This is a genomic window from Epilithonimonas bovis DSM 19482, from assembly GCF_900108115.1.
In the GTDB taxonomy this organism is placed as follows: Bacteria; Bacteroidota; Bacteroidia; order Flavobacteriales; family Weeksellaceae; genus Epilithonimonas; species Epilithonimonas bovis.
Window position 1 is genome coordinate 1 of the sequence record NZ_FTPU01000021.1, and the last position, 21,796, is coordinate 21,796.

Annotated in this window: 15 protein-coding genes; 7 read left to right on the top strand and 8 right to left on the bottom strand. The window is 40.2% G+C overall.

Features of this window, described 5'->3' with window-relative positions; genetic code table 11:
* The 4 genes from B0B05_RS09895 to B0B05_RS09910 form a co-directional block, all read left to right on the top strand.
* The coding region (locus B0B05_RS09895; protein WP_143745927.1) for a transposase at nt 1-293 on the top strand (293 nt) is incomplete at its 5' end.
* A gap of 127 nt (nt 294-420) precedes the next feature.
* A complete protein-coding gene (locus B0B05_RS09900; RefSeq protein ID WP_076783491.1) occupies nt 421-978 on the top strand; it encodes a porin family protein in 558 nt (185 codons plus the stop codon).
* A gap of 126 nt (nt 979-1,104) precedes the next feature.
* Entirely contained in the window at nt 1,105-1,956 is an 852-nt protein-coding gene (locus tag B0B05_RS09905) for a transketolase (protein ID WP_076783492.1), read from the top strand.
* A gap of 69 nt (nt 1,957-2,025) precedes the next feature.
* Entirely contained in the window at nt 2,026-2,979 is a 954-nt protein-coding gene (locus B0B05_RS09910) for a transketolase family protein (protein ID WP_076783493.1), read from the top strand.
* A gap of 185 nt (nt 2,980-3,164) precedes the next feature.
* Here the strand turns inward: B0B05_RS09910 and ahcY are convergent, their stop codons facing one another.
* The gene (ahcY, locus tag B0B05_RS09915) at nt 3,165-4,478 is read right to left on the bottom strand and encodes an adenosylhomocysteinase (RefSeq protein ID WP_076783494.1); all 1,314 of its coding nucleotides are present in this window, start codon (nt 4,476-4,478) and stop codon (nt 3,165-3,167) included.
* A 160-nt stretch (nt 4,479-4,638) separates the two neighbouring features.
* Between ahcY and B0B05_RS09920 the strand changes: the two genes are divergently transcribed.
* Entirely contained in the window at nt 4,639-5,163 is a 525-nt protein-coding gene (locus tag B0B05_RS09920) for a pyridoxamine 5'-phosphate oxidase family protein (protein WP_076783495.1), read from the top strand.
* Nucleotides 5,164-5,263: 100 nt separating this feature from the next.
* Here B0B05_RS09920 and B0B05_RS09925 read toward each other — a convergent pair whose 3' ends face one another.
* The 4 genes from B0B05_RS09925 to B0B05_RS09940 form a co-directional block, all read right to left on the bottom strand.
* Nucleotides 5,264-6,631, bottom strand: a complete 1,368-nt coding sequence (locus B0B05_RS09925; protein ID WP_173786364.1) for a TolC family protein — start codon at nt 6,629-6,631, stop codon at nt 5,264-5,266.
* A gap of 190 nt (nt 6,632-6,821) precedes the next feature.
* Entirely contained in the window at nt 6,822-10,013 is a 3,192-nt protein-coding gene (locus tag B0B05_RS09930; RefSeq protein ID WP_076783496.1) for an efflux RND transporter permease subunit, read from the bottom strand.
* Nucleotides 10,014-10,105: 92 nt separating this feature from the next.
* On the bottom strand, nt 10,106-11,191 hold the full coding sequence (locus B0B05_RS09935; protein WP_076783497.1) for an efflux RND transporter periplasmic adaptor subunit: 1,086 nt from the start codon (nt 11,189-11,191) through the stop codon (nt 10,106-10,108).
* Nucleotides 11,192-11,371: 180 nt separating this feature from the next.
* Nucleotides 11,372-11,746, bottom strand: coding sequence for a hypothetical protein (locus tag B0B05_RS09940; RefSeq protein ID WP_076783498.1), 375 nt, complete (start codon nt 11,744-11,746; stop codon nt 11,372-11,374).
* Nucleotides 11,747-11,886: 140 nt separating this feature from the next.
* On the opposite strand from B0B05_RS09940, the gene B0B05_RS09945 reads away from it, so the two are divergent.
* Nucleotides 11,887-12,501 carry a 4'-phosphopantetheinyl transferase family protein gene (locus tag B0B05_RS09945; RefSeq protein ID WP_076783499.1) on the top strand — a complete coding sequence of 205 codons (615 nt, stop codon included), beginning with the start codon at nt 11,887-11,889 and terminating at the stop codon, nt 12,499-12,501.
* Here the strand turns inward: B0B05_RS09945 and B0B05_RS09950 are convergent.
* The 3 genes from B0B05_RS09950 to porU all read right to left on the bottom strand — a co-directional run bounded on the left by B0B05_RS09950 (nt 12,474) and on the right by porU (nt 19,997).
* Nucleotides 12,474-14,732, bottom strand: a complete 2,259-nt coding sequence (locus B0B05_RS09950; protein ID WP_076783500.1) for an FUSC family protein — start codon at nt 14,730-14,732, stop codon at nt 12,474-12,476. The genes B0B05_RS09945 and B0B05_RS09950 overlap by 28 nt on opposite strands.
* Nucleotides 14,733-14,858: 126 nt before the next feature.
* Nucleotides 14,859-15,998: a type IX secretion system outer membrane channel protein PorV gene (gene porV / locus B0B05_RS09955; protein ID WP_076783501.1), complete on the bottom strand. Its 1,140-nt coding sequence runs from the start codon at nt 15,996-15,998 to the stop codon at nt 14,859-14,861.
* Between the two features lie 42 nt (nt 15,999-16,040).
* Nucleotides 16,041-19,997, bottom strand: a complete 3,957-nt coding sequence (gene porU, locus B0B05_RS09960) for a type IX secretion system sortase PorU (RefSeq protein ID WP_076783502.1) — start codon at nt 19,995-19,997, stop codon at nt 16,041-16,043.
* Nucleotides 19,998-20,155: 158 nt separating this feature from the next.
* On the opposite strand from porU, the gene gldJ reads away from it, so the two are divergent.
* Nucleotides 20,156-21,760, top strand: a complete 1,605-nt coding sequence (gene gldJ / locus B0B05_RS09965; protein WP_076783503.1) for a gliding motility lipoprotein GldJ — start codon at nt 20,156-20,158, stop codon at nt 21,758-21,760.
* Nucleotides 21,761-21,796 lie beyond the last annotated feature (36 nt).

The window sequence follows — 21,796 nt, forward strand, 5'->3', positions numbered from 1 at the left end:
TTGATAATCAAAGCATTGTTTTCACGGATAAAAGCACATCATACGTTGATATTTCAGATTTTGTTGAACTTCATATCACCGAAAAATCTGATAAAGAAACTACCAACGAAACCTTAAAATGGGTTCACATCACCATCAGCAATGCTAAAAGAAATCTATTGGGAAATTATCATAAAATCAAAAGAAAATATCTTCAATTGTATCTCAACGAATTTATTTACAAACTAAATCGAAGATATTTCGGAGACAAACTATTCGAAAGGCTCATTATTGCTAATATTACAGCAGTATGATTAAAAACGGATATACATAAAATTTTTTCAATATTTTGATGTTTATTGAAATAAAATTTTAATTTTGTAGTATTAATTGAATGTTAACGAAATTATCATCATAATTAATAATTTAAAATAACAAACTATGAAAAAATTATTTTTAGCAGCTGCTATAGCTGTTTTTGGATTGTCTAATGCACAAACTTTTGGCTTGAAAGCTGGAGCTAATGTTTCCAGTGTTTCTAACTCTGATGACAGCAAAGCAAAATTTGGTTTCTATGGTGGTGCATTTGTCAATGTACCATTGTCAGCATCGTTTAATATCCAACCAGAGGTACTTTACAGTGGTAAGGGAGTTAAAGCAGATGGCTCTGCAGATACTACTTTAAGCCTAGACTATATCTCTGTGCCAGTGATGTTCCAGTACAAGGCTACACCACAGTTTTACTTGGAAGCGGGTCCGGAATTTAGCTTTTTAATCAGTTCAAAACTTAAATCTGGAGGGCATTCATTAGATGTTAAAGATGGATTTAACGGCTTCGATTTTGGTGTTGGTTTGGGTATTGGATATGATTTTACATCCAACTTTGGAGCCAACATAAGATATGTTGCAGGCGTTACTGATATTGTTAAAAATAACAATGGTGATTCATCCAAAAATGGCGTTTTCCAATTTGGGCTTACCTATAAGTTTGCCAAGTAAACAGTAATGTTTTTATAAAATTAAGCCGCTCATCCGAGCGGTTTTTTTTATGCCAATTATCAGGGCAAGATCATTTTTTGGCCTCATAAAAAAGTTGTATTTTCGCCAGAAAGTAAATCTAATAAAATGAGCAAATCAATCGAAGAGCTGAAAGGCCTTTCTACGCAAATCAGAAGAGATATTCTGAGAATGGTTCATGCTGTAAATAGTGGCCATCCCGGAGGATCATTGGGATGTACGGAGTTTTTCGTAGCACTTTACGGAGATGTTATGAATTATAAACTCCCCTTCACTATGGAAGGTAAAAACGAAGATCTTTTTTTCCTTTCCAACGGCCATATTTCACCTGTGTTTTATAGTACACTGGCCAGATTTGGTTTTTTTCCGGTAGCAGAATTGGCTACATTCAGAAAACTGAACTCCAGACTGCAGGGGCACCCGACAACCCATGAAGGATTGCCTGGTATAAGAGTAGCTTCGGGATCATTAGGGCAGGGGCTTTCGGTTGCTTTAGGCGCAGCCCAGGGTAAAAAGCTGGATCATGATGATGCACTGGTTTATACATTGCATGGTGATGGCGAACTGCAGGAAGGTCAGGTTTGGGAAGCTTTTATGTACGCAGCGGCAAAAAAAGTAGACAATATTATTTCAACGATAGATTACAATGGCAGGCAGATAGATGGTGATACCGATGATGTCTTGTCTTTGGGTGATCTGCATGCCAAGCTGGAAGCGTTTGGATGGTTGGTATTAGAAGAAAAAAATGGTAACGATCTGGAAGCGGTAATTGCCATTCTTGAGAAGGCAAAATCCGAAACCGGAAAAGGTAAACCAGTGGTGATACTACTTCATACAGAGATGGGACAAGGTGTAGATTATATGATGGGCAGCCACTCTTGGCATGGCAAAGCGCCAAATGATGAGCAATTGGAAAGGGCATTACAACAATTAGCATTAGACGAAGTATCTGATTATTAACTAAAAAAATGATTTAATTCTATTTAGTCTTATATCATTTATCAATTATCATTCTTCAAATATCAAATAATGAAATATACATATACAGAAAAAAAAGATACAAGATCTGGTTTTGGAGCTGGTTTAGCAGAACTGGCTGATAAAAATCCTAATGTGGTTGCCCTTTGTGCTGATCTCATTGGTTCTCTTAAGATGGAGAAATTTATAGAAAAAGCACCGGAGCGTTTCTTCCAGACAGGGATTGCTGAAGCCAACATGATTGGTTTAGCCGCTGGACTTACCATCAATGGGAAAATTCCTTTTGCAGGAACATTCGCTAATTTTGCGACATCCAGAGTTTATGATCAGATCCGTCAATCAATTGCATATTCAGGCAAGAATGTGAAAATTGCAGCATCGCATGCCGGTCTTACTTTGGGAGAAGACGGCGCCACGCATCAGGTTTTGGAAGACATCGGGATGATGAAGATGCTTCCCGGTATGACGGTTATTAATCCTTGTGATTATAATCAGACCAAGGCGGCTACTTTGGCAGCAGCGGAGCACAACGGGCCTGTTTATCTAAGATTTGGGCGTCCTGTGGTTCCTGTTTTTATTCCTGAAGATATGCCTTTTGAGATTGGGAAAGGAATCCTTTTGCAGGAAGGTACAGATGTTACCATTGTGGCTACCGGCCATTTGGTATGGGAATCATTGCTGGCAGCTGAAGAACTTGAAAAAGAAGGGATCTCTTGTGAGATTATCAATATCCATACAATCAAACCTCTGGATGAAGAGATTATTCTGAAATCTGTAGAAAAAACCGGTAAGCTGGTAACAGCTGAGGAACATAATTTTCTGGGTGGTTTGGGAGAATCTGTTGCCGGAGTTTTGGCAAGAAAAAGGCCAACACCACAGGAATTTGTTGCTGTTAATGATACATTTGGTGAGTCCGGGACACCGGCGGAACTGATGAAAAAATATCAGGTAGATGCCGAAGCCGTGATAAAAGCCGTTAAAAGAATTATTGAGCGTACCAAGTAAATATTTGCGGTCTCACGTAGTCTAATCCACCATTTTTTGGTGGATTTTTTTTGTAATATTTGTTTTACAATAGGGTGATTTCACATTGTTTATAAACCATAATATAAAAAAAAACGCTCCAGAAAAATCTGGAACGTCTTTAAGCATTTTTCGTCATCCATCTTCCGACTTCTGACCTCCTGCATTTAGTATCTGTAATATTCCGGTTTGAAAGGCCCTTCCACAGGAACACCAATATAGTTAGCTTGCTCCTGGGAAAGCGTTTCCAGCTCAACACTTAATTTTTTAAGGTGAAGCGCGGCCACTTTTTCATCAAGATGTTTTGGCAACATATAAACTTCGTTGTTATAAGCTGAAGAGTTGGTCCAAAGTTCGATCTGAGCCAAAGTCTGATTAGAGAACGAGTTGGACATTACAAATGATGGGTGACCAGTTGCACAGCCAAGGTTTACCAGACGGCCTTCTGCAAGGATAATGATCTCTTTGCCTTCTACGTTGTAAATGTCAACCTGAGGCTTAACTTCTGATTTTGTAGAACCATAATTTCCGTTTAACCAGGCCATATCAATCTCATTGTCGAAGTGGCCAATGTTACAAACGATGGTTTTATCTTTCATTTTAAGGAAATGTTCCTTTCTTACAATATTGAAGTTACCAGTCGTTGTAATGACGATATCCGCGTTGTCAACTACAGTATCCAGTCTTTTCACTTCGTAGCCATCCATAGCAGCCTGCAGTGCGCAGATTGGGTCAATCTCGGTTACGGTAACAATAGAACCGGCTCCACGGAAAGACGCCGCAGTACCCTTGCCTACGTCGCCGTATCCGCAAACAACCACTCTTTTACCAGCCAACATTACATCGGTAGCTCTTCTAATGGCATCTACTGCAGATTCTCTACATCCGTATTTGTTATCAAATTTTGATTTGGTTACCGAATCATTCACGTTGATGGCAGGGATTACCAAAGTCCCGTTTTTCATTCTTTCATACAATCTGTGGACACCAGTTGTAGTCTCTTCGGAAAGCCCTTTGATATCTTTTGTGAATTCCGGATATTTATCAAAAACCATATTGGTCAAATCACCACCATCATCCAAAATCATATTCAATGGTTTTCTGTCCTCACCAAAGAATAGCGTCTGCTCGATACACCAGTCAAATTCTTCTTCGTTAAGGCCTTTCCAAGCATAAACAGGAATACCGGCAGCAGCAATTGCCGCAGCAGCGTGATCCTGGGTAGAGAAGATGTTGCAAGAAGACCAGGTTACTTCAGCACCTAGAGCAACCAGGGTTTCTATCAAAACGGCAGTCTGAATGGTCATGTGGAGACACCCTGCGATTCTGGCACCTTTTAATGGTTGAGACGGGCCATATTCTTCACGGATGGCCATTAGCCCAGGCATTTCGGCTTCTGCCAGAGTAATCTCTTTTCTTCCCCATTCGGCTAAGCTAATATCCTTAACTTTATAAGGAACGTATTGTGTTGTTGTGCTCATATTTATAATTATGATATTTATAAAATTAAACCGCAAAATTACAACTAATAATCAAAATATAAAAACAGAGAAACGGGTTTGTATTGTGATAATAATTATTGTAATAATTTATTTATTTTAATTCTAAATAACTATTTTTGAAATAATTAAGCTACACATTATGAACGAACAAACTCAGGAGGCACAGAGACAGGCAAAACCAGTTGCTCCAAAAGTGAAAGAATTAATAGACAGAACCCAAAGTGTTATCCTTGCAACAGTAGATGCAGAAGGTAATCCCAATTCCAGCTACGCTCCTTTTGTGGAAATTGATAACAGGTTCTACATTTTGGTATCTTTTATGGCAAGACATACCAAGAATCTGGCAGAAGGAAGGAAAACATCGGTTATGCTGATAGAAGATGAATCTGCGACCAAACAGATCTACGCCAGAGAACGTCTGACGATAGAAGCCATACCTTCCCAAATCGCAAGAGATACGGATGAATGGAAAACAATTGCTTCAAAACTAAAAGAAAGACACGGTAAAATCATAGATATCCTGGATGAAATGACCGATTTTATCATGATTGCGCTTAATCCTGTAAAAGGTGCCTATGTCAATGGTTTTGGAAGTGCCTATTTCGTCAATGAAAATATGGAAATCCTGGAACACCGTAACGACCAGAATCACCAGACAAAATAATCCAAAAGAAAGCAAAAAAGGATAGGTTTCTGATAAAATGCGAAAGGCTCAGTTTTTTACAAACTGAGCCTTTCTTTATAGAGAGAAAAATGAATGCTTTTTATTTCCAGCCGCCACCTAAGCTTTTGTAGATATCTACAACGGTGCTCAACTGTCTTTCTTTCGCTTCGATGAGTTCCATTTTGGCATCCAGAGCATCACGCTGGTTCATCAGAACCTCAAGATAATCTGCCCGCGAGTTGCGGAAAAGCTGATTGGCAATGTCAATCCCTTCGTCAAGAGCCTTAGATTCTTTGGCCTTCATCTGATAATACTGATCCAGGTTTTTGATCGCAGACATCTGGTTGGTAATATCCAGGTAAGCACTCAGGATGGTTTTATCATATTCGTACAATGCCTGGATCTGCCTTGCATCAGCAGATTTGAACTGCGCCTGTATAGCACTCTTGTTAATCAGTGGACCTGCCAGTTCCCCGGCCAGATTGTAAGCAATAGATTCCGGCATTTTTACCAGATACGACGGTTTAAAAGCTTCCAGACCCAATGTCGCATTGATGTCAAGGCTTGGGTAAAATTCTTTTCTCGCTGCTTCCACATCCAGCTGCGCAGACTTTAGTTCAAGTTCTGCCTGTTTAATATCGGGACGGTTTGCCAATAATTGAGACGGGATGCCTGTGTAAACCGTTTGCGGAACAATCGTCATAAAGCTTTCCTTTGCTCTTACGATCGGCTGAGGATATCTTCCCAACAAAGCATTGATCTGGTTTTCCTTTTCCGTAATCTGCTGTTTAAGATCATACTCTGTGGCATTGGATTTTGCCAGTTCAGCCTCAAATTTTTTCACAGCCAGTTCCGTTGCCGCCATCGCCTGTTTCTGGATTTTGGCAATCTCCAGCGCTTTTTTCTGCAAATCAATGTACTGATGGATAATATCCAGTTGATTATCAAGCGAAAGCAGTCCGTAATAGTTGTCAGCCACCTCTGCAATCAGGCTTGATAAAACAAAATTCTTACCCTCTACCGTTGACAGGTAATGTGCCACAGCCGATTGTTTCTCGGTTCTCAGCTTGTGCCAGATATCTACTTCCCAGTCTGCTACCAGGCCGCCTTCAAAATTACCCAGCGGATCAGGCATATCTTTCCCAGGTTTTATTTCAGTCGTGGCATCGCCGGCACCTTCAGAGGTATATCTGCCGGCTTTGCTAACGCCGGCACCTAGTTTTGCTGCAACAGTAGGGCTAAGCCGGCCGTTTTTGTACATTACGTCGCTTTTCGCAACCTCAATCTGCTGAAGGGTAATCAGGAGGTCCTGATTGTTCTTAAGTGCTTCATCAATTAGATTAACGAGGTTAGGATCGGTAAAAAACTGTTTCCATGGCGTAAGCCCGGAATTATTTTCGGAGGCAGTTTGGTCTTCAAAACTCTGAGGCAAAGTCTCCTTCACCCGATCCTGGATTTTGGTAGCCATCGGTGCTTTACATCCAATCAGTATTAATGACACAGCTGCAATGACCCAGATATTTTTGGGCAGCTTAATCCGCCTTCCGCTCCCAATCTTTTGTTCGTCGTTCCTCCTCACAAAAGGATTTCCGCTCAAGTCGGGCTGCGGGTTTAGCTTATCTGTTTCGGGTAGATCCATATATAATGGGTTTATATCTTTATTGATCTTCAAATTTTCCATCGTGTTCGTAAGGCTTAGTGTTTTCTGTAAATGGATGTTCTTCTTCGTAATAAGTCAGTTTGGTTTTGGCTGCTATATTGGCGAAGATGTAGTATAAACCAGGGATAATCATCAGTCCGAAAACCGTTCCTATAAGCATACCACCAGCTGCTGCCGTACCGATCGTTCTGTTACCAATTGCACCAGGCCCAGTAGCCAAAGCCAACGGAATCAACCCGGCGATGAAGGCAAATGATGTCATCAGGATCGGACGGAATCTAAGTGCCGCACCTTGCAATGCCGCATCTCTGGTAGATAATCCTTCTTCGGCTTTCTTCTGTACCGCAAATTCGACAATCAGCACGGCATTTTTACCGAGGAGCCCGATGAGCATTACCATGGCCACCTGTGCATAGATGTTATTCTCTAATCCAAACAAATAAAGGCAGAAAAATGCACCAAATATCCCTGTTGGTAATGAGAAAATAATTGGCAAAGGCAAAACAAAACTCTCATACTGCGCAGAAAGTATCAGGTAAACAAAGCCCAAACATACAAGGAAGATGTATATGGCCTCATTACCTCTGGACACTTCGTCTTTAGAAATCCCGGCCCAGTCGATCCCAAATCCTCTTGGTAAAGTTTTGTCCGCCACTTCCTGAATGGCTTTGATCGCATCTCCGGAACTATAGCCCGGTGCCGGTGTTCCGCTCACTTCGGATGAGTTGTACATGTTATGCCGAGTAATTTCGGATAGGCCGTACACTTTTTCAAGGTGCATAAAAGCGGAGTAGGGTACCATTTGACCTTTGTCATTTTTAACAAAAAGTTTGAGAAGGTCTTCTGGCAAGGCTCTGTACTGAGGGCCGGCCTGTACAATCACTTTATATGGCCTGTCAAAACGGATAAAACTGGTCTCATAATCGGAACCGATCAAAGTGGACAGGTTATCCATCGCTTTCTCTATGGTTACGCCTTTTTGCTCCGCAAGATCATTATCGATTTTCAGCATATACTGCGGAAAACTTGCAGAATAAAAGGTAAAGGCAGAACCTAGTTCCGGGCGTTTTTTCAGTTCGCGGACAAAGTCGTTGCTGACCTGTTCCATTTTGTGATAATCACCACTTCCGGCTTTATCCAGCAATCTTAATTCGAACCCTCCGGCAGCACCATATCCTGGGATAGATGGCGGTTGGAAAAATTCGATATTCGCACCGGGAATATTTTTAGCTTTTTCCTCCAGTTGCTCTATAATTTCTGCGGCAGATTCTTTTCTTTCGTCCCATTTTTTGAGGTTAATCAAACAGGTTCCTGAGTTAGAACCTGTACCTTCTGTCAGTACCTCATAACCGGCTAATGATGATACAGATGCGACACCGTCAATCCCTTCTGAGGCTTTTTGTAACTGTAATGCAATCTGATTGGTTCTTTCTAATGTAGATCCCGGCGGCGTCTGGATAATGGCATAGATCATACCCTGGTCTTCACTCGGGATAAAACCAGTTGGCAGTTTGTTGCTTAGGAAAAATACTCCCAAACAAAATACCAATAACAGTGGCAATGTTACCATTTTTCTGGTGACTACCTTAGTCAATAAATTATGATATTTACTAGCTCCGATGGTGAAAAGGTTATTGAAACCATCCAAAAACCGATTGATTGGTGTTCTTTTTCTCTCTTTGCCATGATGGCTTCTCAGAAATAACGCACAGAGTGCCGGAGTCAGTGTCAATGCTACTATCCCGGAGAGGATAATCGCTGAAACCATAGTTATCGAAAACTGACGGTAGAAAACACCCACTGGACCAGACATAAATGCTACCGGAATAAAAACCGATGCCATTACCAAAGTGATGGCAATAATAGCACCACTGATCTCATGCATGGCTTCTTCGGTGGCCTTGAGTGGCGAGAGATGTTTTTCCTCCATCTTGGCATGAACGGCTTCTATCACAACGATCGCATCATCCACCACAATACCGATGGCCATTACCAAAGCAAATAATGAAATCAAATTCAGGGTAATCCCAAAGGCAGACATCACTGCAAAAGTACCAATCAATGATACCGGAACGGCAATCGTCGGCACTAGTGTTGAGCGCCAGTCACCAAGGAAAAGGAACACCACAATGGCTACTAATATAAAGGCCTCGAACAAAGTGTGGACTACTTTTTCTATAGATGCATCCAAAAATCGGGAAACGTCATAAGAGATCTCATAATGCATGCCTTTTGGAAAAGACTTTTGAAGATCGGTCATCAATGCTTTCACATTTTTGATAACATCACTTGCGTTGGAACCGTAAGACTGCTTAAGCGTGATGGCAGCAGACGGTTTACCGTTAAGTGTAGAGTAGATGTCATACATTGATGAACCAAACTCTATATCTGCTACATCTTTCAGTCTTACAAACTCACCATTTGGGTTAGATTTGAGGATGATGTTGCCATAATCTTTTTCATTACTGAAACGACCTGGATATTTTAAAATATACTCAAAAGACTGAGAACGTTTACCGGAACTTTCACCGGTTTTTCCCGGTGATGCCTCCAAACTCTGTTCGTTAAGTGCCTCCATCACTTCGTCTGACGAGATGCCGTAAGCCGTCATTCGGTCAGGTTTTAGCCAAATACGCATCGCATATTCCCTTGTACCAAGGATGTCGGCAAAACCAACGCCGTTTACCCTTTTCAATTCAGACATGACATTAATATCCGCATAGTTGAAAAGGAATTTCTGATCCGCTTTTGGGTCGTCACTGTACAAGTTGATATACATCAGCATGTTTGGTTCTTCCCGGCTGATTTTTACACCTTCCCGAACTACTAATGGCGGAAGTTTATTAACCACGGATGATACACGGTTTTGGACATTCACGGCGGCTACATTGGGATCTGTACCCAAATCAAAAACCACCTGAATATTGGCCTCGCCGTCATTACCTGCACTGGAGGTCATATACTTCATACCAGGGATGCCGTTAAGCCCTCTTTCCAGAGGGATAACAACAGATTTTATCATCAGCTCATTATTAGCGCCCGGATAATCTGCTACGATATTTACCTTTGGTGGAGAAATAGATGGGAACTGAGTGACAGGAAGTTTTACCAGAGATAAAATTCCCATAAATACGATGATCAGTGAGATCACTATCGACAGAACGGGTCTGCGAATAAATTTTTTAAACATAAAAAATTATATTTTTTTGAGATAACAGATGGTAGATAAAACATATTTTAAGTAAAAAATCATTTATCAACGATCAATTATCAATTATGTTTTTAGTTAGCTTCCAGTTTAAGAGATTGCAAAACTTTTTTAGGATCCTGGAATTTGGTTTTCACCTTTTGGTCATCTTTTACTTTTTGTACACCTTCCAGCAAGAATTTGTCGCCTGCATTTAGGCCAGATGCCACTACATAAACATCAGGAAGTTCATAAGCAATCTTAATATTTTTGGATTTGGTTTTGCCGTTTTTGTCCACAACAAAAACATAAGTCTGATCCTGAATCTCATAAGTTGCTTTTTGAGGGATAATCAATGCGTTTTTAAGTGGCACGGTCATCTGTACCTTACCGGTTTCTCCGTTTCTAAGCAACTGATTGGGATTGGGGAATTTGGCCCGGAAGGCAATATTTCCAGTTTCATTATCAAATTCACCTTCTATATTGGTGATAGTCCCTTTATCCGGCAAAGGTTCGCCATTGGCCATAATCAGGGAAACCTGATTGCTGCCACGGTCCGCAGAATGCGTCTGATAGTTAAGGTATTCCGGTTCAGAAACATTAAAATAAGCATACACACTCGAGTTGTCAGACAGGCTAGTCAGCAGATCACCTTCATCCACAAGGCTCCCCAGTTTTAGCGGTAATCTGTTGATATACCCGGAAAAAGGCGCCTTGATATTAGTAAAGTTAAGATGAATGCTTGCCAGTCTGGCTTCTGCATTGGCTGCGTCTAATTTTGCTTTGGCCATGGCTCTTTCGTTTTTGGAGACGATGTTATTATTGGCCAGCGTGCTGGAGTTTTGTAGTTCTATTTTGGCCTGTTCTACTTCTGCCTGGGCTTTCATCAGCTCGGCCTGGTAGATCTGCGGCATAATCCTGAAGAGCGTCTGGCCGGCGTGTACGTATTGTCCTTCGTCTACATATATTTTCTCAAGAAAACCTTTTTCCTGAGCGCGGATTTCGATATTTTTTACTGATTGTATCTGCGCGACATAATCTTTATTGATCACGGTATCCATCTTAACAGGTGAAGTTACCGGATATACCGCAGCGTCTTCTTTCTCTTCTGTTTTTTCTTTGCAGCTGAAGATGACCAGCAGTGTGCTGAGTGCCATAGAGAATGCTACTCTTTTATTCATAATTTTAAATTTTTTTAAAGAACTAATGAACCTGACGGTTGCAAAATTTATTTTAATTAATGGCAGAGAATAATTATTGATGGAACTGATGCAGCAAACCGTCAAAATTATTCGCCTGAAATATTTGGATTCAGAATTGGGCTGGCCGCGATTGTTTATAACCGGACTGCAGCAGTGATCTTAAATGCGGATAGACCGCAGAAGGATAAACCGTTTTACCGCAGCGATAAAAACCTGATGTTTGTAGCGAATAAAGTTTTCGGTTTTGGTTAACTGAAAGATATAGGCTAAACCTGCAAAACTTAGCGCTGTGGCAAGCGTGTACGGATTGATAAGGCTACATCCTATTTCCTCGGCAAAATCTACAGAATCTGCAATATGTTTGGTTACATTTTTCTCAGCAGAATGGTTGAGATGGTATTTTTTTGAAAAAGAGAAAAGATGAAGCAATACAGACTGATTATTATAATCTGTCTGAATATCAAAGCTATGGCTGTTTTCTGCTACAAACAGCAGAAAAATACTCATAAGCAGATATATTATTCCTTTTCTCATTTTGATACTGCAAATTTAGTATGTTAAAACGTTAAAATAATCTTAAGGATGCATTTTTAAGGCATTTTTAAGTTGTGCTTTACATTTAGTAAATTTTGCAGACCGTGCGTGTTTTTGTAATTTTAACGTTTTTAAAAGTAATGCCGCTTTACAAAGATTTTTCAACAGACTCTGTCACTTTGCTTATCTGGCAATATGACAGTACTGAAACGCTGGACCCAGATGCTCTTTTGGAACCTGAAAACAGAGAGAAAGTACTCAGTTATCATCCCAATAAGATTCTGGAGACCCTGATGGTCCGTAAAATGCTGAAAACGGTGTTGCCTGGTTATAAAATCCTTTACAGAGACAGTGGCGAACCTTACCTTATACCCGGAGATTTCCAAATCTCGGTAAGCCATTCTTTTCCGCTGGCCGCTTTGGCTGTCTCAAAAAACAGAGTAGGCATAGACCTTGAGAAACGGAAGGAGAAGATAAAAAAGATACGACACAAGTTTATACTGAACGAGGACAGCTATATAGACAACCGCGAGGAGGTGGATTTTCTCACAGCAATATGGTGTGTGAAAGAAGCGCTGTATAAGATCCATCACAGCAAGCACTGGTCCCTCAAGAAACATTATGATGTGTTACCGTTTCAGCTTTCTGATAATTTTTGTGTCAGTAGCAGGGTTTATGACGCTGAAAACGAGGATTTCTTCAATGCAAAAATTTCTTTTTTTGAGAACTATTGCTTAGCTGTCGTTGAGGACTGATAGATAAGATACTCTTCAATAATTTTTCGTTGATCTTTGGCGACGTCATAGATTAGTTCCAGTAATTCCTTAATATTTTTGATTTCGGTAAGATGGCTGATGGTAAAAGTTTTTTCATCAGACAGGGCTTGGGTTTCCAGTTCTGCACGCCTTTTTTCCAGCAGGTCGGCGACATGGTCTTCTGGTTTGATATGGCTTTCTGACCGGATCTGCTCATCCAGGTCTTTCTTATAAAGTAACGAGGATGTTCGCAGCATCTCAGCAGAAATCTTGATCTTCCATTTTTCGAAATCGATCTCCGGAAATTGATGCCCTGATTTTGCATACTGGGATAATGAAGCCGTGTAAGCTGTAATAAGATGGGTAGTAGTAACAAACTGGTGAACAGTTTCCAGTTTTCTCTGTTGATTTTTAGGGTCAGAAATCATCCTCTGGAAATTGTCGGAAAGATTAGCCAGATCTATAATGGCATTTTTTCTCCTGAGGCGGAATTCCTCATCCTTTATGTCTTTTACAAGAAAATGATCGATGACAAAACGGAAATAATCCAGATTGCTACGTGAAGATTTTTTCATCAGATCAATATTCTGCGTATGTTCCCAAACCGGCAGGATAAAATAAGCAACTAAAAATGTTACGGCACCAGCAATCAAAGTATCCAGCAATCGGTCTTTAAAGATAAGGTTAACATTGCCGGGGCGCAGAAAATTGAACGACATAAAAATGTATATCGTCATAAAAAGGACTGCCCAGAAATAATTGGATTTTAACAGACTAAAGCACATTATCATACTGCTGAGCATAATGACAAGAAGGATGGCCGGTTCATTAATATAATAAAGTACGGCGTAAGCGATGATTGCGCCAATCAAGGTGCCATAGAGGCGCAACAGGTTCCTGTGCTTGGTGGTAGCGTACGCGGGCTTCAGGATCGCGATAATGGTAATCAGGATCCAATAAGAATGTCCGATGCCTAATATCTCAAATCTAGAAACCATATAGCCAATCAGCAATGCAACGGTTACGCGTATGGCATGGCGAAAATGCCTTGAACTGAGCGAAAAATTCGAGATGAAAATCTTATAGTTAAGTTTCTCCTCTTTGGGTAAAAATTTGGAATAGTCAAGCCCGGAAGACAAGCTTTTTGCCAGTTTGATGTCCTGGGAATTGACCTTCATAATGGTATTGACTTCATCGGTAATCTCTGTAATACGCATGAGGATCAGGCGCATCATCATAAAGTCCTCCATAGCCTGAGGAGAAAAATTGTGCGAGCGGAAATCAAAAAAATCGTCGTAAATATTTTTTAGTTCTGTGTCAAAATTGGTGATCTGCTTAAATGTAGATCCGCTTTGCAGTGCAATCCCCAGGTTGGTAATCTCATCGGCCATTGTCAAAAGATAGTTGTGGATCTTCTCGAGAAGGGTGGTACGGCCAAACATCTCGTGCATCTTTTTGTAATCGTTTTCTGTGGTGAGTAGCTTGTCGTACAAATCGATCGAGTTAAGGAACATCAGCATGAGAATCCGGCTTTGTGTTGTAGATTCGTTAACAATTTTTCTGGTCTTGAAAACAATTTCACGCGTATCTTCCTGATGATTTTTGATCTTAATCTGTTGTGAAATCAATTGATTGAGCAATGTATCAAAGTCAGGGTTTTTTGTGTAATATTTGGCTTTGATCCTGAGGTAATCAGCCAATTCCAAATAGTTTTCTCCTACAACCTGGCCCGCCAGTTTATAAGGCTGAAGCGTAGAAACCACCATGAAGACAACAAAAAACCAAACACAACCCAGAAAAAATATCACCGTACTTTTGACAATGTCATCACCTGTAAGATGCCCATCGATAAAGATGCTCAGGACCACAAGAGATAGTGAACCAAATGTCGCCAGCCTGGAGCCATAAACACCAATCATCGAGAAAAAAAATCCGAAAACTATGATTTCCAGATAAACAGCAACGGGAAATACTTTTACAAGGCTTGCAATAAGAGCTATTAATGAGAATGTGATGACAGAGAGGACCAGCGTGTTTCTCCGTCTGATAAAGGGGCCGGGCTGATCTGTAAGTCCTACGAAACTTGTCCCGAGAGGAAAAAGGAAAAATTCTTTTAGCAGACCAAATTGTGCCAGAATAATACTGGGTATCACTATTGCAAGAGCAATCCTGGCTCCGGAATAGATATATTGGCTGGTTAAGAATTTTTTGAGTTCGGAACTGTAGTTCATATTGCAAATTTACACAAAGTAATGTTGTGAAAGTACCATTCACACTACATCACATCAATCTTAATAAAAAAAATGCCAAAGCAATTGCTCTGGCAGATTTATGGGATTATATAAAAATAAGATTAATTAATAATCCTGAGCGTTATAGGTTTCGCTGCCAATATTCCATGTCAGTCCAAATCGCAGGGTGTTATCCAGTGCTGTGTTAATTTTGGAAGTATTGATTAAGTAGGAGAGATCCAGGCCAAAAGACGCGTACTTAAGCCCAACACCCACGGTTGCATACTGCCTGGAACCCTGTTCCGGAGATTCTGCAAAATAGCCGGCACGCAATGCAAAAGCATCATCGTAAGAATACTCTGCAGCACCGCTGAACATGATGCTTTTTTTGTTCCCGAATGATTTTCCAATTCCTTCCATAACACCTACATTAGGGATGATTCCCGTTGTTTCATCAGGTCCGGGAACTAATAGTTTGGAAGCCTCGCCACTTAGGCTGAAACGGTTCTGGTCATCAATCAATAAATCGTATCCAATACCTAGCCTCGCAATAGTTGGCAAATAAGATCTTGAGTTTTCGTCCCCTGTATAATCAAGTCTTGGTCCTAGGTTTTGTACTGCCCATCCACCTTTTACGCGGCCTTCGTAACCACTGATACTCTCATGTTTAGGCGACATAAAATATCCGGAAACATCTACTGCAAAGGTGTTGGCAGCTTTCAGCGTACTGTTGGAATTGAAACCGCCACCAATATCTGATCTTATAAATCTACCAGTAACTGCCATTGAGTAATTGTCGGATAATTTTAATCCGTATGCAACGTCCACAGAGAACTCATTAGGTGTAGAAGTTCCTAAACTGATCGGTTCGCCCGAGCCACCCAAAGGCAATTCACTCAGTTGTACTTCACCCATATTAAAGTAGTTGATACTCGCACTCAGCGTAGAACGCTCGTCATCTCCAATGAAAGTGTAAAAAGGAAGATAAAACAGGAATGTGTCGTTGGTAATTTTGCTTAACCAAGGTGTGTAGTTAAGACCAACACCAGAGGATACTTTACTGAAAGGATATTTTGCAGCATTCCAGTATTGTGAGAAAACATCCGAGCTGGTAGCAACACCCTGATCCCCCATACCACCAGATCTGGCATCTGGAGAGACTCTTAAAAATACTGCACCGGTAAGTACGGTCTGATTGCTTTGGGAATAAGCAAAAGCAGCTGATGCAAGTCCCAAACCTAAAAATAATCGTTTTGTGAAATTCATTTTTTTTCTTTTAAGGTAAAAATTTACCGATATGTTTAATTTTTATTTTAATAATACCATTTTTTCTACCGCAGTAGCACCTCCTGCACATTTCTCCTGATTCTGGCTACGGGCAAATATCTTAAAAATATAAGTTCCCTTAGCTACAGTATCTCCAAAATCGTCTTTCCCATCCCACTCTATAGCCTGTCTTGGCGTACGGAAGCCTTCTAATGATTTTTCTGCGGAAACGGTCGCAGACAATGTTCTTACAATTTTCCCTGTGATGGTGTATATCTGCACATTCACATCCAGGATGTCATCACAATTATGCTCAAACTGTACATAAGTTTTATTGGTAAAAGGGTTTGGCCAGTTTAAAAGTCTGTTGACGATTAGTTTTTTATCGGATTCATCTTTTACTATAAAGTTTAACGTAGATGAGGTAGAATTATTGTTGATATCCCAAACTTTGAAAACCAACTGGTGTTCTCCATGTGTAAGATTTTTTAAAGGGAATGTAACGGATCCTTTTTGATAGTCCGCAAGGTTGCTGGTGCAGCCATTACCATCTCCTGAGGAAAAATAATCATTTATAGCAGTAGTGTTCACAACATCGCCATCCAATACAAATGTAATATCGTGCCCAATACCCGAACCTGTGGAGTTGATGCCCATATTGTCTTTTACACATGCCAAAAGCATCGGGTTTTGGTCTGTAATTCCTCCATTGGCAAAATTGATATTGTTCATATAAAGGTTGACAGCTGGTGGCTCTGTGTCATTAATACCATTAGGATTAATGCCACCAACTTTTTTAGTAAGATTGGTGAACACATCAAAACTCTTTTTGCCACTGCCAGCTCCAGCACTTGCAAAATTATCGGCGTAGGCCATTATACGACCATCACCATCAGTATAGTTAATATCTTTTGGTACATAAAACTCAACCAGAAACTGGCCATTGGTTACTTTACCCGAAGCTTTTACAATGGCGCTCGGTTCCTCCAGGAAAGTGAGTTTGTTGGCCAAATCGGGCAGGTTATCATTATTAAGCGTCGTTTTAGTAATCTTTTTATCAAAGATATTGATGGCGACTCTGCCATTAAAAGTATTATCCACAGTACCATCGGCTTTTGTCACATGTCCGGTGACTTTTACAAAATCCAGAGCTCTTATTTTATCAGGATCAGGGGAATCGATTTTGACAATATCAATCAATTTCTTTGGCCTGCTGAGTTTCATAGCAGGATCCCCCAAGAAGTTAACCCTCAGGTGGTCTGAGACAGATGCATTGGCACTGCCTGGGTAATAAGTGAGTCCGTATAGTCTCTTTGCAGCCAGGTGTGCGTCTCCCAGCGTTGCAAAATCTTTGGTGACAGGATCAAGATTAAAAAGTTTCTGTGTAAAAAGTGGTGTCAGCTTTCTGCCATAATCTACAGAAATAGCCCTGCTGGAGGTAATCATTGCAGCTGCACCTCCTGTGTTATGTTTAATCATCTGTTCACCCACAGAGTTGGCACCCGGCTCATCCCAAAGTGTAAATTCACAGGTGATGGTGGATACCAACGGGAAGCGACTGTAAACTGGAGTATAATTGTTAAAACCCTGAACTTCTGTAGAGGTTAAAATACGTTCCTGTGCCCAACCATTTACACCGCCATGCCCAAAATAAAAGAGATAAAGGCTGTTGCCTACGTCGTTGGTGATGGCCTGATTAACCTGCGGGAAACGTTGCCCACCTGCGCTTGTAACAGCTTGGAAAGCATCGAGATAAAGTTTTTTGATATTGTATTCAGGCTTGTCTGTACTGGTCTCAAAAGTTTGCTTGATGGCGTAATCTACAAGATTATGAAAGGGTTTTCCAATATTACCAGGCCCGTCTCCATCAAAATCATCATCTGCTACAAAATCCATTTTCATACGCCACTCACCAAAAGGATTGGACTGCCCTGGGAGTGCATTATAATAAGCCAGTGTTTTGTCAATAAGGATTTTTGCTTCCTGCACATTGGCAGCTGGTAATCTCCCGATAGGCACGTTAGGTAAAATTTGGGCAATGTCTGTAGCTGTCTGAAGCGATGTCATCACAAAATAATCGTCTGTAACGTAGCTGCTTTTTACGTCAGAGCTGTATTCGCTTTGATAACTTGGCAGGATGTCTGTATTGCCGGATATTCTGTTCTTAAAATCATAGGATGTATCACCCAAGAGCAGAACATATTTTAGAGTTCCTGATGATGTATTGAGTTTGGTTACAAAATCCCGTATGGCTGTAATATCTTTGCTTCCGCTGCTGTACTCATTATATATTTTATTAACATCTACAACCTGAACGTTATAACTTTCATCTGAGCGATGATAAGCAGCCAACCGCTCCGCCTGCGACAGCATCGCAGTTTGTGTAATAATAAGATAATCTACATTACTTAATGAGGCAAGGTCCTGATTTTCTATGCGGCCTACGAAAACAGGATCAAATGCGCTGGCAGCTTTAAAAGCAGTGAATTCATTATTGAAAAAACTGCTGTTCGCCAAATACCCAAAATTAAAAATATTATTCTGAGTATTTTTATTGATCATTCTTTTAGGCTTTGTAACGTCGGAAACATCCCAGACCTGCTCGGCGCCGGCATTATTTCCCATAGAAAAGCCATAAAGGTTATTACTGTTTTCTGCAATATCATAGGAACGGAAATTCATTTGGGTGCCATTGAATACCAGATCCTCTTTGTACTGGACCTCTGCGTAGTCAAAATAAAAAGCAGCTTTGGGGCTGGAACTGGTATTGGTAGAGTAATTAAATTGTAAGGTGTTGCCTGTAAGATTAGATAAAGAACCTTCGTGTTTTATAGTTACATAATCAGAATCTGAGGCTGAAATATTTCTTTGTGTGGAATTATTATTAAATGATATTTGTGCCGAGCCAAGCTGTGCTGTATAACCAATGATTTGAGTCTTAAAGCTAATGACATCATTGGGTTGTATGGGGCTTTTAGTCGTAAAAGTTAGTTCTTTAGAGCCTGGTATTACGTCACCTATCCAGTTCCTTCCTAACTTGATAGGATTATATTTTTCTTCGTTAATATATTGATAATCATCATACCGTGTGATCAGTTGCGTAGGAACTGCATTATCTAACTCGGTGATACGATCTCCCGGGCCAATATCAAAATTGATGTAATAATAGGCGTAATTTTCATAGATATTAACCACGTTTTTGGTCTGGTCACTTCGGTAATCCGTTCTTCTGTTACCGGAACCAAAGAGATTATAGCCATTAGGACCCTGAGCATAGAACAAGGTATAATCATTATCATTCCATACACCATCTTCCTCTCCAACAACCTGTATGGCGTCCTGCTGCAGCGCACTGTAGCGATAGTCCTGATTATATTCTGGCAACATAAGGCCACCATTACCATAGATCCGAAAATTTCTTGGGTTGATGTTGGCCGGGTTAAGGCCATTCTGCTGTAAGAATTGCTTTGTTATTTTGAAAACACCTGATTTATCTACCCGGATTTTATAAAAAGTCCCTGATTTCAAGGGGTTATCCGTAGATCCTATTTTTTGAGCTCCGTTTTTATACAGCGCAGATACTTTTTTTCCGGTTTTTGCAATCGTAAAAGAGACCAGTTTATAGATTTTGTTGTTCTCTGCTTTCAGAGCTTCTGCGTTGATAGTAGCATATTGTTGCTGTTTGTCATCCATATCATAACTTATGCTGACGCGCGGGTTTGATGAAAGCGAGTTAATACTAAGATCTTTAACATCCCTGGGCGAAAGTTCCTGCCACTGGAGTTGATCCAATACAACCTGGCTGTCTGTTTTGTAACTTAGCGACACATAAACAGAGTTATTGTCAACAAGATAGCTGTGATTTGTGAAAAAAGGGTAGGTAACTTTTTCTGTACCATAATCGTTTTCTTTATAACCTTCCCATTGCAAAGTAATTGTTTGGGCTACAAAAAATGCAGAAATAAGGCATAAAACAACAATATAAAGCTTTAATTTCATCAACATTATTATTAAGATTACAAAATAAACGATTTTTTTAAAAAAATGATATATAATAAAAATAATTTAATTGCGTTTAATCAAAAAAAAGGATCCAATATTTGATTAATTAAAGAATTTCCTTTTTCTTTGTACTCTGAAAATTTCTATATCATATTATGAAAAAAATTAGGTTGTTTTCTGTAATTACTTTAGGTGCATCAATGCTGCTGGTGAGTTGTGGCGGCGGAGGTACCAAAAAAGGTGGTGGCACAAAAGGCTTTGTGAGCAAAACCGGGTGGAAACCAAACGAAAAAGACGGGTGGTTCTTCTCTGGCAAACAGCAAAAGCCAAAAGCATGGCCAGGAATGGTCTATGTGGAAGGTGGTACCTTTACAATGGGGCTGGTAGAAGACAATGTAATGCATGACTGGAACAATACGCCAAGAAGAATGCAGGTAAGCTCTTTTTTCATTGGCGATACTGAAATTACCAACTCAGAATATCGGGAATATACAACGTGGCTAAAATTTGTTTTCCCTTCATCAGATCCTAGTTTCAAGCATATCTATACAGGTGCTTTGCCAGATACCTTGGTTTGGAATAATAAACTTTCCAGAAACGATTATGCAGAAACTTACTTCAGATCACCAGAGTATGATTACTATCCTGTGGTCGGGGTTTCTTGGCTGCAAGCTACCAAATATTGTGACTGGTTAACCGAGAGGGCAAACGAAAAAGCGCTCATGAGACAAGGCGTAATTTCTAAAGATATTTATTCTGCAGATAAGGCTGCTACCGCAGGTGCTACTTTCAATATGGATAAGTTTAAGTCTAATGATGCAGAACTGGAAAGCTATATTGATAAGAAAAAACTTCAACAGAAAAGTGGTATCAAGACTTCTAATGAGAAGATTGCTGCTGCTAACAGAAATGCAACCTCCGGTATCGTAGAAAAATTCAGGCTTCCTACAGAAGTGGAGTGGGAGTTTGCAGCATTGGGCCTTCAGAAAAACAGAGAATACAATAACTATCTGGGTAAAAACATAGAGATTGCTAATCTGAAAGGTAAAAAAGGTCGTAACAAAGGGATGTATCTTGACAACTTCAAAATGGGTCGTGGTGACTACTCCGGTGTTGCAGGATGGAAAAATGACGGATCGCCTACAACGTCTGATGTTAAACAATATCCATCCAATGATCTTGGGATCTACGGGATGTATGGTAACGTTGCAGAATGGGTAGCGGATATCTACAGGCCAATGATTGATGAGGAGTTCAGCGATTTTAACTATTACAGAGGTAATGTTGTTGTAGAGGCTGTTAAAAACGCTGACGGATCTTACAAAAAAGTAGGTAATACAGAAATCAAATATGATACTTTGGCAGATGGCCGTTTGGTTTACAAAGGTTTGCCAGGAGAATTTGAAAGAAAAACTGTAGAAGACAACAGAAACTACCGTGATGGTGATTTCCAGTCTTCGCTGGATTCTGGTGGTACACCTCCAAGCGACAGTACATACTTTAATATGTACAATTCTGTAAAACAAAAATTCATCGTCGATAAAAGCGGAAATGTTGTTTTGCAAAAAGACAAGAAACAGGCTACTTCTCAAATCAATGATTACAGCAGAGTGGTAAAAGGCGGTTCTTGGTTAGATTCTGCATACTGGCTGGATCCGGGACAGAGAAGGTTTAAAAATCAGACAAAAGGTTACGGGTGGATTGGTTTCCGTGTAGCACAGGATGCTAAGAATGTTAAGTCAGCACGTACAAAAAGGTAATATCTAAATTTAGTAATACAAAAACAGCAGAATTTT